11 protein-coding genes are annotated in these 13,593 nt (G+C 73.6%); 4 read left to right on the top strand and 7 right to left on the bottom strand.

Translation table 11 applies throughout. The features are described 5' to 3' along the window. Positions 1-4 precede the first annotated feature (4 nt). Positions 5-1,483, bottom strand: coding sequence for a sensor histidine kinase (locus ACZ79I_RS18575; RefSeq protein ID WP_471498634.1), 1,479 nt, complete (start codon positions 1,481-1,483; stop codon positions 5-7). Further along, the gene (locus tag ACZ79I_RS18570; RefSeq protein WP_471498633.1) at positions 1,480-2,142 is read right to left on the bottom strand and encodes a response regulator transcription factor; all 663 of its coding nucleotides are present in this window, start codon (positions 2,140-2,142) and stop codon (positions 1,480-1,482) included. Before ACZ79I_RS18570 ends, ACZ79I_RS18575 begins: the two co-directional genes overlap by 4 nt. Positions 2,143-2,257: 115 nt before the next feature. Here ACZ79I_RS18570 and ACZ79I_RS18565 point away from each other — a divergent pair, with 115 nt between their 5' ends. Continuing rightward, positions 2,258-2,662, top strand: coding sequence for a hypothetical protein (locus ACZ79I_RS18565; protein ID WP_471498632.1), 405 nt, complete (start codon positions 2,258-2,260; stop codon positions 2,660-2,662). 68 nt (positions 2,663-2,730) lie between these two features. Here the strand turns inward: ACZ79I_RS18565 and ACZ79I_RS18560 are convergent, their stop codons facing one another. The 3 genes from ACZ79I_RS18560 to ACZ79I_RS18550 all read right to left on the bottom strand — a co-directional run bounded on the left by ACZ79I_RS18560 (position 2,731) and on the right by ACZ79I_RS18550 (position 8,005). Beyond that, on the bottom strand, positions 2,731-3,603 hold the full coding sequence (locus ACZ79I_RS18560; RefSeq protein WP_471498631.1) for an SURF1 family protein: 873 nt from the start codon (positions 3,601-3,603) through the stop codon (positions 2,731-2,733). Positions 3,604-3,698: 95 nt separating this feature from the next. Then, the gene (locus tag ACZ79I_RS18555) at positions 3,699-5,537 is read right to left on the bottom strand and encodes a S9 family peptidase (RefSeq protein ID WP_471498630.1); all 1,839 of its coding nucleotides are present in this window, start codon (positions 5,535-5,537) and stop codon (positions 3,699-3,701) included. A gap of 464 nt (positions 5,538-6,001) precedes the next feature. Beyond that, on the bottom strand, positions 6,002-8,005 hold the full coding sequence (locus ACZ79I_RS18550; protein WP_471505049.1) for an NAD-binding protein: 2,004 nt from the start codon (positions 8,003-8,005) through the stop codon (positions 6,002-6,004). 323 nt (positions 8,006-8,328) lie between these two features. On the opposite strand from ACZ79I_RS18550, the gene ACZ79I_RS18545 reads away from it, so the two are divergent. From ACZ79I_RS18545 to ACZ79I_RS18535, 3 genes are all read left to right on the top strand, one after another. Beyond that, positions 8,329-9,276, top strand: coding sequence for an MIP/aquaporin family protein (locus ACZ79I_RS18545; protein ID WP_471498629.1), 948 nt, complete (start codon positions 8,329-8,331; stop codon positions 9,274-9,276). A gap of 108 nt (positions 9,277-9,384) precedes the next feature. Then, the gene (locus ACZ79I_RS18540; protein WP_471498628.1) at positions 9,385-9,810 is read left to right on the top strand and encodes an SPW repeat protein; all 426 of its coding nucleotides are present in this window, start codon (positions 9,385-9,387) and stop codon (positions 9,808-9,810) included. A gap of 982 nt (positions 9,811-10,792) precedes the next feature. Then, positions 10,793-12,439: a PhoX family protein gene (locus tag ACZ79I_RS18535; RefSeq protein ID WP_471498627.1), complete on the top strand. Its 1,647-nt coding sequence runs from the start codon at positions 10,793-10,795 to the stop codon at positions 12,437-12,439. On the opposite strand, the gene ACZ79I_RS18530 is transcribed toward ACZ79I_RS18535, so the two are convergent. Then, on the bottom strand, positions 12,420-13,088 hold the full coding sequence (locus tag ACZ79I_RS18530; protein ID WP_471498626.1) for an amino acid permease: 669 nt from the start codon (positions 13,086-13,088) through the stop codon (positions 12,420-12,422). The two genes, ACZ79I_RS18535 and ACZ79I_RS18530, sit on opposite strands and share 20 nt — an antisense overlap. Further along, positions 13,085-13,585, bottom strand: coding sequence for a hypothetical protein (locus tag ACZ79I_RS18525; RefSeq protein ID WP_471498625.1), 501 nt, complete (start codon positions 13,583-13,585; stop codon positions 13,085-13,087). The genes ACZ79I_RS18530 and ACZ79I_RS18525 overlap by 4 nt, the downstream gene beginning before the upstream one ends. Positions 13,586-13,593: the final 8 nt, after the last annotated feature.

Below are 13,593 nucleotides of genomic sequence, written 5' to 3'. Positions count from 1 at the left end.
GTGGTTAGAGGCCGGGCAGCCGCAGCTCGAACAGTGCGCCGCCGAGTGCGGACTCGCGCACCGTCAGTGTTCCGCCGTGCTGCTCGGCCACATCGCGGGCGATGGCGAGTCCCAGGCCCGCGCCGCCGTCATCCCGGCTGCGTGCGTCGTCGAGACGGACGAAGCGCTCGAAGATCCGCTCGCGCTGCGTCCGCGGCACGCCGTCGCCGTCGTCCGCGACCCGCAGCACGGCGACCGTCGCCTCCCGCGCGAGGGTGACGTCGATCCGGGAGCGGGCATGCCGCTGGGCGTTGTCGACCAGATTGGCCAGGACCCGCGCCAGCTGCCCTCGTGATCCCACCACGTCGACGTCTTCCTCCACGGTGGCGCGGACCGCGATGGTGTCCCGTGCCGCCCGCTGCCGCAGCTCCTCCCGCACCAGCGGCCCCAGTTCCACCCGCCCGTCCGCCCTCGGCCCACCCGCGTCCAGCCGGGCCAGCAGCAGCAGATCGGTGGCCAGCCGCTGCAGCCGTACGGTGTCCGCCACCGCGCCGTCGAGGTCCAGCAGCCCGGGGTGGGCCGCACCGACCTCCAGCTGGGTGCGCAGGGACGCGATCGGGCTGCGCAGCTCGTGTGAGGCGTCGGCGACGAACCGCCGCTGACGTCCGATCGAGGTCTCCAACGCGGCCAGCGTCTCGTTCGTCGTCCGTGCCAGGCGGGCCACCTCGTCGCCCGAGCCGGACTCGGGCACCCGGCGGCTCAGGTCCTCGGAGGCGGTGATCGCCGCCATCTCGGCACGGATCGACTCCACCGGACGCAGGGCCCGACGGGTGACCAGCCAGGTCACGCCCCCGACCACGAGCAGGAGGCCGGGAAGGCCGACCAGCATCACGGCCGTCGCGGTGGACACGGCCTCCTGCTCGGCGTCGCGGAGGGCGCCGGCGTGGATGGTGAGGGTGCCGTAGGTCTCCGTGTCCACCTGGGCCGTGGCGAAGCGGTAGCCGGAGGTCCGTCCACGGACCGTGGCGGTGCCCGTCGCGTAGGTGTGGCCGTCTTTGACACGCCCGGGCGCGACCGTCCCGTACTCGGCCCTGTCCTCCTCCGGCTCGTCCTCTCCCCGCGTCTCCGGCCTGTCCGTACCGGGCCGGGGTGCGGGGGAGGCGGTCTTCGGGAGGTACGGTTCGACCGCGGTGACGCCGGTCCCGGTGATCCTCTGCAGAGCCTCGCTGGCCGCGCGCAGCCGGCCGTCCGCGTCGACGACCTGGACCGGGTGCTCGCCGCCGTCCCCGAGGTCGAGTTGGTCGAACCGATGGCCCAGTCCCAGGTTGACGGCAACCTCGCGGGCGGCGGACTGCGCCGAGGAGTCCGCCTGCGACATCAGGCTCGACCGCAGTGAGCCCAGCACCGCGGCGCCCGCCGCGATCAGGGCCACCGCGACGACCAGGGTCGCGCCGAGGGTGGCCCGGGCACGCACCGAGCCGACGAGACGGAAGGGCCCCGTCATCTGCCCTCCAGCCGGTATCCGGCGCCCCGCACGGTGACGATCCGGCCGGCGCCCAGCTTCCGCCGCAGGGTGCTGATGTACACCTCGACGATGTTCGGATCGCCCTCGTAGGCGAAGTCCCACACGTGCTCCAGGATCTCCCCCTTGCCGACGACCTCACCCACCCGCAGCGCCAGCTGCTCCAGCACGCTGAACTCCTTGGCGGTCAGGGCGATCTCGTCGCCGTCGAGCTGCACCCTGCGGGCGGCGGTGTCCACCCTGAGCCCGCCCGCCGCTATCACCGGCGACCCGCCCGCCGAACCGCGCCGCCGCAGCAGCGCCCTGATCCTGGCCAGCAGCACGACATAGGAGAACGGCTTGGTCAGATAGTCGTCGGCGCCGGTGTCCAGCCCCTCGGCCTCGTCGTACTCGCCGTCCTTGGCGGTCAGCATCAGAATCGGCACATCGTGGCCGGCGCTCCGCAGGGCGTCGCAGACCCGGTAGCCGTTCATGCCGGGCAGCATGATGTCCAGGACGACGAGGTCGTAGGAGCCCTGGGAGGCCCGGTGGAGACCTTCGAGGCCGTCGTGCACCACGTCCACGGCGAGGCCCTCCGCCGTCAGGCCCCTGGCGAGGGAGAGCGCGAGGCGCTTCTCGTCCTCCACTATCAACAGGCGCATGGCGCCAAGAGTGGCAGAACGAAGCTGAAGAACGCTTCAGGTGACTTCAGGTGGGGTTCAGGTGCCCGGCAGCACAGTGGAGCCCTCGCACCGAGCCCACCACGGAGGGAAACCCATGAAGCCGAACATCGTCGTCATCGCCGCCGCCGCGGCGGTCCTGGTCGGCGGTGGCACCGCCACCGCCGTCGCACTGTCGGGCGGGGACGGCAAGGCCCCGGTCAAGCAGTCCGGCGTCCAGGTCCCGGGCACCGGCAGCGGTGACCGTGATGACAGCCGCACCCCCGGCGCCGGCCGTCACGACTCCGACGACCGCTACAACGACTCCGACGACCGCGATGACAGCCGCACGCCCGGTGCCGGCCGCCACAACTCCGGCGAGCACTCCGGCGAGCACGACAACGACTCCGACGACCGCTACGACAGCCGGAACCACAGCGCCGGCCGCCACGACTCCGACGACCGCTCCGGCGAGCGCTACGACGACTCCGAGCACCGCGGCGGCGCCGACGGCGAGGACTGAGGACCAGGGAGAAGAGGACCAGGGAGAAGCGGCAGGGGGTGGGGGCGCCCGCAGGTGCCGGACGGCTGTCAGCCGTTGGCGGCCGGGGCCGGGCTTTCGCCGGTGGCGGACTGCGGGCCCGCGGTCCCGCCCGCCTCGCCCCCAGGGCTCCCGGCCGTGGCCGCGGACTCCGCGGCCCCCGGCCCGGAGTCCGTTCCCGTGGTCACCAGACCGAGTTCCGCGTCGCGGAGGTACTCCACCTCGCGCCGCAGCAGCCGGAACCACATGAAGACCGTGAAGCCCGCGAAGACGAACCACTCGCCGGTGTAGCCGAGGTTCTGGAACGCCTTCAGGTCCAGGCCCGACCCCTGGGGCGCCGTCGCCGGCACCGCCTTCATCCCGCTGTCGGCCCGGTCGAGGGTGACCCAGGCGTCGTACACGTCGTACGGCACCAGGTTCACCAGCGACGCCGAGCTGATGGCCGCCGTCTGGCCGGCGGGCAGCCCCCCGGTCGCCCCGGGACTCTCCGACGCCTGCAGCGCCCCCGTGACGGTGACCTCGCCGGCCGGCGCGGCGGGCGCCTTCGCCGGGTCCGCGTCACCCGGCAGCCAGCCGCGCACGACCGGCAGCGCCTTGCCGCCGTCGGTACGCAGCATGGTCAGCACGTAGAACCCGCGCCTGCCGTCCAGCTCCCGGTCCGGCACCAGCAACTGCTTCCCGTACCGCCCCGTGGCCGTGGCCCGCTTCCCGGACGTCGACTGGTCCACCGGGAGGAGCTGGTCCAGCGGCCGGGCCGCCGCCTTCCGGTCCGCCACGGCCTGTTCGCCGGCCGTCCGATGCTCCTGTACCCGGACCTCGAACCGGCTCAGCTGCCAGGACCCCATGAAGATGCAGAAGGGGATGGCCAGCAGCACGAAGACGTTGATCGCCCACCAGCGGGGCGTCAGCAGAAACCGGTACACGCCCTCCACGGTACGGTGCCGCTCCCGCAAGCCCGCCCTTGGGGCCCGGCGACCGCTCGGCGCGCCGTCCGGGCCCGGGCCCCGGGCCGCTCCACTCACCTCCCCAGATGCCGCTCCGCGAAGTCCAGCTCCAGCCGCACCTGCTTGATCCGCTCGTCGACCACCAGCGAGCCGTGCCCCGCGTCGTACCGGTACACCTCGTGCACCGCCCCCCGCGCGGCCAGCCGGTCCACATAGTTCTCGATCTGGCGGATCGGGCACCGCGGGTCGTTCACCCCCGCCGAGATGAACACGGGTGCCTTCACCGCGTCGACGTACGTCAGCGGCGACGACGCCTCGTACCGCTCCGGAACCTCCTCGGGCGTGCCCCCGAGCAGCGTCCGGTCCATCGCCTTCAGGGCCTCCATCTCGTCGTGGTACGCCGTGACGTAGTCCGCGACCGGCACCGCGGCGATCCCGATCGTCCACGCGTCCGGCTGAGTGCCCAGCCCGAGCAGCGTCAGATACCCGCCCCACGAGCCGCCGGTCAGCACGAGCCGTTCCGGGTCCGCGAGCCCCGACGACACCGCCCACTCGCGGACCGCCGCGATGTCCTCCAGCTCGATCAGCCCGACCCGGTGCTTGAGCGCGTCCGTCCACTCGCGCCCGTATCCGGTCGAACCCCGGTAGTTGACCCGCACCACCGCATACCCGTGGTCCACCCAGGCCGCCGGGCCCGCGGCGAACGCGTCACTGTCGTGCCAGGTCGGACCGCCGTGGATGTCGAACACCGTCGGCAGCGGACGGCTCGCCCCCGCCGGCTTCTGCACGAGGGCGTGGACGCGGCCGCCCGGCCCCCGCACCCACACGTCCTCCACCGCCACCGACGCCGGCGCTCTCATCCCCGGCGGATCCAGCACGACCCCGCCCGACGTCGACCGCACCACCGGGGGCTCGGCCGCCGACGACCACAGGTACTCCACGGTCCCGTCGGGGCGGGCCGTCGCCCCCGACACCGTGCCCGGCGGGGTCGGCAGCCGCACCAGGTCGCGCGTCGCCAGGTCGTAGCGGAACAGCTCGCTGCGCGCCTCGAAGCCGTGCACGACGAGCAGCGCGGAGCCGTCCGGATACCACTCCGCGGCCACGTCGCCCGGCAGTTCCAGCGCCAGGTCCGTCTCCTCGCCCGAGGCGACGTCCCACACCAGCGGCTCCCACCGGCCGCGCCGCTGGTGCCCGATCAGCAGCCGCGTGTCACCGTCGACCGGTGCGAAGCCCAGCACCTCCAGGCCCGACTCCACCGTGCCGCCCTTGGTGTCGTCCAGCTCCGCCACCGTCGTGCCGTCCTGCCGCAGCACGCGCAGCGCCGAGTGCATCGCGTCGCCGTGCTCGGTGTGCTCGATCGCGATCAGTGAGCCGTCCTGGGAGAGATCGCCCACCCCGGCCGACTCGCGATGGCGGTAGATCTCCACCGGGTCCCGGCCCGCCCGTACGAGATGGACCGTCGAGCCGTCCTGGTCGGTCGAGCGGCCCACGACGGCGGTCCGTCCGTCCCGGCCGATCGTGAGCCCGGCCGGATAGGACGGCTCAAGCCCGGGAGCCGCCGGTGCGTCGGCCGCCGCGTCCGCAGCCGAGGCGTCGGGTGTGAACCGCTGGCGTCTCCACACCCCGAACTCGTCCCCGTCGGTGTCGTCGAACCACCAGATCCACTCGCCGTCCGGTGAGAGCACGCCGTCCGTCGTGCCGTTCGGCCGGTCCGTGACCTGGCGCTGCTCGCCCGTGGCGCGGTCCCACGCATACAGCTCGTACGTCCCGGTCGCGTTGGACACGAACAGCGATCGGTGCGGTGCGTCCTGCGCCCAGTCGGGCAGCGACACCCGCGGCGCCCGGAAGCGCTTCTCCCAGTCCGGCATGTCCTTGCCACGCTTCGGCGAGGGGGACCCGTTGCTCTCAGTCATGGCCCCATAGTGCCTGGCCGGACCGACTTTCCGCGGCCAGGCCCTCCAGCCTGTGGACAACCCGCCGGCAAAGCCCTTTGACCAGTCCCGATCCCGACGACGCGGCACGGCTCCGCCCCGTGCCCGCCGGACCCTGCGCCCCCGCCCCGTGCCCGCCGGACCCTGCGCCCCCGCCCCGTGCCCGCCGGACCCTGCGCCCCCGGCCCGCGCCCGCCTGGTGCCTGTGGCCCGCGCGCCCCCGGCCCTGGTGCCTGTGGCCCGCTCCCGCCCTGGTGCCTGTGGCCCGCTCCCGCCCTGGTGCCTGCGGCCCGCGTCCCCGGCCCGCGTGCCTGCGGCCCGCGCCCGCCCTCGTGCCGGTGGCCCCCGGCGCCTGCGGCCTGGAGCCCGGGCTTGCTGTCGCGCTGCCTGGAGCCCGGGTCCGTCGTCGGGCCGCCGCCCGGAGGTTCCGGACGGCCGCGGCGCCCCTACGCCCCGTTCGTGTCCCGCCGTCTGCGTCCCAGCAGCTCGGCGATTCCCAGGCGTGTCGCTGCCAGGACCACCCGGTCCTCCGGGCGCAGGACGTAGGTGGGCGGCAGGTCCCAGACCAGCCCCGAGGGGCGGTCGGGGTCGTCCGACTCCGGGTCGCGTGCCGGGCCTCGTGCGCCGGGTGCCGTCGTGTCCAGGGCGAGCACGCGCCAGGCCCCCGCGCGGAACGCCTCGGCGACCGTCCGCCCCTCCAGCTGCGGGTGCCCGCCCACGTCCAGGGCGGCGAACAGCAGGACCCGGCGCTCCACCGGGATCGCCCCCAGGATCTGCCGCCCCAGCATGGCGCCGGCGAACGCGGGCGCGGCCAGGTGCGACACGCTGCGGCTGCGGGTGAGGGCGCCCGGGTGCGCGGCGCGCAGGGTGCGGTAGACGGCGGTGGCGAAGTCGTCGTCGTACAGGCGCAGGACGACCCTGAGGTCGGGCCGCAGTGAGCGCGCGTACAGGACGGCTTCGAGGTTCGTGGTGTCGGCGCTGGTCAGGGCCAGCAGCGCGTGCGCCCGGTGGATCTTGGCGGCCTCCAGGACGCCTTCCTGCGTCACATCCCCGAGCACCACCGGCACCCGCAGCCGCCGCGCCGTCGCCAGTCCGCGCGCCTCCGGATCGCCCTCGACGCACACCACGGGGATCCTCAGCTCCCGCAGCCGCGTCATGACCCTGGTGCCGATCTTGCCGACGCCGAGGAGCACCACGTGCCCGGACAGCCCGCGCGGCGGCCTGCGCAGCGCGCTCCCGCTGCGGAAGGTGCCGAGCGCCTCCAGCACGGCCGCGAGCAGCACGGGCAGCAGCAGTAACCCGACCAGCCCGGACAGCAGTTGCAGGATCTGCCGTCCGGCGGGTTCCCCGATGGCCGGGTTGTTGATCGCGAACAGGTCCAGCAGCGTCAGATACGTGGCCTGCAGCGGGTGTTCACCGGTGACCGCCATCGACGCGACCGCGAGCGCGACCACGCAGCCCACGATCCCGGCGAACGACCACCGCAGCCGCCGCGACAGCAGCGAGCCGAGGGGCAGGACACTGCGCCCCGCGGGCAGGGCGGGGCCCGCGTACGAGACGGTCTCCAGGACGACGGTGCCGCGCCCCGTGGCGGCCGCGACCGCACTCTCGTCGGGCAGGAGCCGCGGCCCGTGGTCGCCGCTGCCCTCGGAGCCATCCGCCCCCGCGGGGTCGCTGGCCGTCGCGGACAGCAGCGCCAGGGTGCACAGTCCCGGGTCGGCGACCTGGCCCGGCCGCGGCGGAGGGCGCTCCACGGCCCGCAGCATCAGCCCGTCGGTCTGTACGACCTTGGTGGTGCCGGCCACGGCGGTCGCGGCGAGCGCGGGCGCGGCGGTGTCGGCGTCGGACAGGACGGTCGTGGACGCGTCGAACGCCACGGACCTCCCGTCGGGCCCCTGGCCGGACTCCCCGTCCGGGCCGCCGGAGGCCAACGCGGCGGCCTGGTCGAGGAGTTCCTCGATGTGCTGCCCCAGCCGCCGGTTGTAGAGCCGCAGGACGAGCCGCAGCCGCGGGTTGAGGCGCCGGGCGGTGAGCGCGGCACGGATGTTGGTCTCGTCGTCGTCATAGACCAGCGCCAGTGCCGCGGCCCGCTCCACTCCGGCCTCGGCGAGCACGGCCTCGGACGCCTCGGCGGCCTCCAACAGCCGTATGGATCCGGGCTGTCCGGCAGCCGCACGGTCGCCGCCGGCGCCCGCCGTGCGTCCGCCGCTGCCGCTGTTCCCGGTGCCGCTCCCGCTGTTCCCGGTGCCGTTGGCGTTGCCGCTGCCCGCCGCGCGCGTGACGGCGGCGGAGACCCGGTCGAACAGGGTCGAGGCGCGGGCACGGCCCACCACCGGCTGCCGGGCCACCCGTTCGGAGGGCGGCACGACGAGGGTCACCTGCTCGCCGTACACCCCGCGCAATTCGGCGGCCAGCCGGTGCGCGAGCCCGTCGTCTCCGCACACCACCATGTGCGCGACGGCGTCACCCGACCCGTTCTGCTGCGGAACGCTTGCCACGAGGAGACAGACTGCCCCACCGGTGGCGTCGGTTCCACAGGTGCCGGGACGGACGTCCGCGAAAGGCGAGGTGCCGGTCCGTGAGCCATACTCAGGTGTGTGCCCGGCCTGTGGCCACGGACAGAAGCACACGCGTTTGAACAGCCGGCCCCGGTCGGGGTCGGGCGCCCGCGTGCAAACAGCAGGTTGTGCCGGAAGTGCGCCGGCCGTGTCGGGGACCGCTGAGCGGTGGAGAAGAGCCGCCACCGGCCGGACCAGTCCCTGAGGGGTCCAACATGGCTGTGGAAATCCCGCCCCTGGTACGGCCTTCCCGGCTCCGGAGCCGAGGAGGCCTGTTCGGCGAGTGCCTCGCCGAGTTCCTGGGGACGTTCGTCCTCGTCTCCTTCGGATGCGGCTCGGTTGCCATGGCGGTGGCCGGGCTTCCGGGATCCGGCCGTACCGCGGGCCCCACGACGATCTTCGTCGGCGCCGGGGACTGGCTCCTGATCACCTGGGGCTGGGCGATGGCCGTGGTGTTCGGCATCTACGTCGCGGGCGGGGTCAGCGGCGCGCACATCAATCCGGCGGTGACGCTGGCCTTCGCGGTGCGCCGCAGATTCCCCTGGGTGAAGGTCGTGCCGTACTGGGTGGCGCAGGTGGCGGGCGCGTTCGTCGGGGCCGCCCTGGTGTACGGCGTCTACCACGACGCGATCAGCACCTTCGACCTCGCCATGAAGGGGCCGAAGACGAACGGGCACACCCTCGCCTCCTTCTCCATCTTCGGGACCTTCCCTGCGCCCTACTTCCACGGCGGCAACTGGGGCCCGCTCGTGGACCAGATCGTCGGCACGGCCTTCCTGGTCATGTTCGTCGTGGCGGTCATCGACCTGCGCAACACGGCGGTGAGGGCCAACCTCGGGCCACTGGTGATCGGGTTCGCGGTCGCCGCGATCGGCATGTCGTACGGCGCGAACGCCGGGTACGCCATCAATCCGGCGCGAGACCTGGGCCCGCGCCTGTTCACCTGGCTCGCGGGCTGGCGGGACCTCGCGATGCCGGGCACGCTCGCGGGTTCCTTCCGCGACTACTTCTGGATTCCCCTCGTGGGCCCCCTGATCGGCGGCGTGATCGGGGTGCTGGTCTACGACCTGTTCATCGGCGACGTCCTGCACGTCCGGGCGGAGCTGGCCGAGGCCCCGGAGCCCGGCCGGACCCGGCCCGTGGCGACCACGGACGAGGAGTGAAGGGCCGGGCGTGTCCCGCACCGGTCTTTGCCATGTGCAACGGTTCAATCCGGCATTTAGGGATACCCGTGGACAAAGTACCCAAAATCCCTGAAGGGAGTGGCAGAGGTGGTCACTCAACCGTCACGCATCGAGCATCACCCCGACATCGTGGCCCTGCGCGCCCGCTACGAGCAGGCGTCCGCGCGGCCGGCCGCCCAGGCGACGGAGGGCCTGAGCCTCCTGGCGGGGCTCTACCTGGCGATCTCGCCGTGGGTCATCGGATTCAACGCCAGCTCCACCCTGACGGTGAGCAACCTGGTCACGGGCATCGCGCTGGCCGTTCTGGCGGTGGGCTTCGGCTCGGTGTACGAGCGCACCTACGGCATGGGGTGGGTCGCGGCCGCGATCGGTGTCTGGACGATCATCAGCCCCTTCGTCGTCGCGGGTGCCCCCACGACGACGAAGGTCATCCTCAGCAACATCATCACCGGGGCCGTGGCCGTCCTGCTGGGCCTGGCGACGACCGCGATGGGGCGCGTACGACGGGCCTGAGCCCCTGACACCACACCCTCGACCCGTCGACCCCGCCCCGGCCGGCGCCGCGCGACTGCGCTCGTACGGCGCCGCGTTCCGGATCGTCGGCCGCTCCCCCGACCGGGTGCGGGAGCCGCGGCGCCGGTCGCCCGGCCCCGCACCCTGGTGATGCCGGCGCCCTTCGGGGTGACGGGCGAACCGGTCGCCCGGGGCAATCCGGCGGTGCGGCCGCGGAATGACGCACCTGCCCCGGCGCGGGACCCGCCTGCGGCCGTCCGACGTCGGCTGCGCCGACACCGCGTACCGCTTCCTGCTGTTCCTCCCCCGGGCCGAGACCCCTGGGCCGAGACCCCCCGGGCCGAGACCCCTGGGCCGAGACCCCCCGGGCTGAGACCCCCCGGCTGAGACCCCCCGGGCTGAGACCTCCCAGGCCGAGACCCCGGGTCGAGACCGAACGCGTTCTCGCGGAGCTTCTTCCCCCTCGGCACGCCGGCCACCTGGCGCATGCTCGCCATGCGGCCGCCGGGCGGCGCCGGCCGGGATCCCACGGGCCGGGATCCCACGGGCCGGGATCCCACGGGCCGGGATCCCCAGGGGGCCGCGGCGCCCCGCCCGCCCCTCCCCTCTGTGGAGTGACGCGGACCCCTCCTCGGTCCTGCGCGGGCGGAACGGCCTCGTCGGCGTCCACCGCTCGACGCGGACAGCGCATGGCCGGATGCCGCCCATGGCCTCGTACGACCCGACGGCCACCTCGCCCATGCCGTCCGCGGCACCCGCCTGACGGGTCCGCGTGCCTGTCCCGACCGCCGGCTCCCCGCCTGAAGGACGGCCCCCGCCGCAGGTGGACCGCGCCGTTCGCGGCACTGCGCCGCGCGAGCCGGGCCGACAGGCCCGGCGCAATGTTCACGTGGTGTCAATCCGACCGACATCGACGCAGCCATTCTGTGACGGCGACCGTGTCTTGACTGTGTGCTCTCGCTCATCCGGAAGGTGATCGCACATGGCCAAGAAGAGACGTGGCACCGCCGTCGCGGTAGCGGTGGCGACCGGCGTGGTCGGTGCCGGCCTCGCACTGTCCCCCGGTTCCGCCGACGCCAGCAGCGGCGCGGCCGCCTGGTCGCCGGTGCAGGCCGTGACCGACGTACGGGGGGTGACCGCGCCGAACCTCCTGTCGCCGCAGCTCGCCCAGCACACCGTCGCCCAGGGCTCGTTGAAGCTGGAGAACCCCACCGACCAGGTCCCGTACTACGGTTACCTCGGCGACGGCACGCTGCTGCCCGACCCCGCCCTCACGCAGGCGGCGGGTGTGAAGGTCGAGGCCAGCAAGACGGAGCCCGACAAGAACGTCTACCTGAGGCTGACCGGCCAGCACGGCGCGGACCCCTCCTACGCGTACGGCACGCACTTCCTGTTCCAGGGCCACGAGGGCGGCGGAAGCGGGTACATCACCCGGATCAACCTGGACGCCGACCCGGCCCACCGGGTGACGCTGCTGGCCACCGAGCAGGCCGACGGCACGCCGCTCCCCACCATCGACGGCGCCACCTGGGACCCCTGGGCCAAGCGGCTGCTGTTCACCGCCGAGAAGGGGAACAAGGGCGCCGTTCTCCAGGCCACCCCGGACATCGACTCCAAGGTCGAGGACATCTCCTACGTCACCGGCCGGGCCGGCTACGAGGGCATCCAGAACGACTCCGCCGGCAACCTGTGGATGATCGAGGACGTCGGCGGCACCTCGGTCGCCACCAAGACGAAGGTCCCCAGCAGCTTCGTCTACCGGCTCGTGCCGTACGACAAGCGCGACCTCACCAAGGGCGGCAGGCTCCAGGCCCTGCAGGTGACCTCCCGCCGCAGCGGCTCCCCCATCGAGTACCAGAACGTCGACGCCGAGCACCCGACCGGTGGCGCGTTCACCGACGACCAGAAGGACCTGAGCACCTACGGTCCCTCCCTGAGCACCCGTTGGGTGACCATCCACGACACCAGGTCCGACACCAGCGGGAAGGCGTTCGACGCCAACGCCCTGGCCAAGGCGGCCCACGCGACCCCGTTCAAGCGGCCCGAGAACGGCCAGTTCCGCCCCGGCACGGACTTCCGGGAGTTCTACTTCGACGCCACCGGCGACACCAACACCGACGCCACGGCCAACGCCGGCTACGGCGGCTGGGGCACCCTCTACAAGCTCACCCAGAGCGACCCGAGCTCCGACGAGGGCAGGCTCAGCGTCTTCTACGCCGGTGACAAGGAGCACACCGGCCTCGACAACGTGACCTTCCTCGACCGCACCCACGTCGCCTTCGTCGAGGACGCCGGCGACGGCCTGCACGCCCAGCGGGGCACCCTGGACTCCGGGTTCGTCTTCGACACGAGCAGGGACTACTCGCGCGGCGCCCAGCCGGTGCGCTTCCTGGGAGAGGGCCGCGACCCCTCCGCGACCCTGGACAACATGCTGTCCTCCGCGGGCGGCGGCTTCCAGAACGACGGCGACAACGAGATCACCGGCATCCACGTCTCCGACGGCGACCCCGGCGTCCGCGGCATCCTGGGCGCCAAGGTGCCGACGCTGTTCCACGACGGCTGGCGGATGTTCTGGACCCAGCAGCACGGTGACAACACCACGTGGGAGATCACCCCGGCCGACCGGTAGGGGTGCGATCCGGCTCGCCTTCCCCGTCCCCGTCGCGGGCGCCTCCCACCGGCGCCCGCGACGGGGATCGCCACCGCAGGTAGGACAGCGCGCCGTCACGGCCGAGCGCCGCGCCGAGTCTGGCGGCGCCGGCGAAGTAGGCGTTCATCGCGCCGAGGGTGAGCAGCAGCGCGGCGACCGCGGCCAGGACCTGGACCGTGCCGCCCACACCGAGGGCGAGCAGTTCGGCGAGCGGGGCGTCGGTCGTGCCGGCGGCCGGGCCGAGCACCAGCACGGCGGCGGTGGCGACGTACGTGCCGGCGAACATCCCCGCCGCCGGCGCCCCCGCCGGCACGGCGAAGTAGAAGCACCAGCCGACCACCGCCGCCGCCCGGGGACCGAACGCGTGCCGTACGTAGGTGGAGACCCCGCCGCCGTCCGGGTAGCGCGCGCCCAGCGCGGCGAACGTGCCCGCGAGCGGCACCGACAGCAGCACCAGCCCCAGCCACGCCGGCAGCGACGCCGGCCCGGCCGCCCGCACGGCCAGCGTGGGAAGCGCGATCACCCCGGTGCCGAGCACCGCGCCGACGTACAGCGCGGCCCCCTGCCGGACCGTCAGCCGTCCGCCCGGACGCGCCGGTGCACCGTGTGCCGCCACCGTCCCGGTCATCCCGGAACCCCTTCGGAACGGCGCAGCTCCATGGTCCAGTTGGTCTCCCAGCTCGCCCCGCCGTCGGTCGAGAACGCCTGCTCCCAGTGGGCCGACGCCGAGGTGATGCCCGACCAGATGAAGCGGCACCGCACCGGTGTGCCGTCGTGGGTGTCGTCGCCGTGGAACTCGCCGCGCCCGTCGTCGCCGAACCGGCCGTGGACGGGTGGTTGCAGCAGGCCCGTACGGCTGCTCACCCAGTTCAGCGACCACTCCTCGCGCACCGGGTCGAACAGCCGGAGCGTCAGGCCGGAGAACCCCTTGGTCGGGAAGGTGATCTCGTCCAGGTTGGCGGCCCCGCCGAACAGCGTGCCGTGACACACGGCGGTGCCCGGAAACTCGTCCCACTCGCCACCGCCGGTCAGCGGTGCGAGGAGCCGCCGGTTCGCCACGTCCCAGGTGCCCGCCAGGAAGTCGAAATCGCCGATACCGGGCCTGCGGTCGGATGGGTGGTCCAAGGTGCTGT

Source organism: Streptomyces sp. PSU-S4-23, from assembly GCF_055632315.1.
This window is presented reverse-complemented; position numbering and strand designations above follow the sequence as displayed.

Excerpts from the sequence above, each read along its gene's own strand:
- ACZ79I_RS18535 (WP_471498627.1), top strand. The coding sequence starts at position 10,793 with ATGGCCAAGAAGAGACGTGGCACCGCCGTCGCGGTAGCGGTGGCGACC.
- ACZ79I_RS18575 (WP_471498634.1), bottom strand. The coding sequence starts at position 1,483 with ATGACGGGGCCCTTCCGTCTCGTCGGCTCGGTGCGTGCCCGGGCCACC.
- ACZ79I_RS18565 (WP_471498632.1), top strand. The coding sequence starts at position 2,258 with ATGAAGCCGAACATCGTCGTCATCGCCGCCGCCGCGGCGGTCCTGGTC.
- ACZ79I_RS18545 (WP_471498629.1), top strand. The coding sequence starts at position 8,329 with ATGGCTGTGGAAATCCCGCCCCTGGTACGGCCTTCCCGGCTCCGGAGC.
- ACZ79I_RS18555 (WP_471498630.1), bottom strand. The coding sequence starts at position 5,537 with ATGACTGAGAGCAACGGGTCCCCCTCGCCGAAGCGTGGCAAGGACATG.
- ACZ79I_RS18550 (WP_471505049.1), bottom strand. The coding sequence starts at position 8,005 with ATGGTGGTGTGCGGAGACGACGGGCTCGCGCACCGGCTGGCCGCCGAA.
- ACZ79I_RS18570 (WP_471498633.1), bottom strand. The coding sequence starts at position 2,142 with ATGCGCCTGTTGATAGTGGAGGACGAGAAGCGCCTCGCGCTCTCCCTC.
- ACZ79I_RS18530 (WP_471498626.1), bottom strand. The coding sequence starts at position 13,088 with ATGACCGGGACGGTGGCGGCACACGGTGCACCGGCGCGTCCGGGCGGA.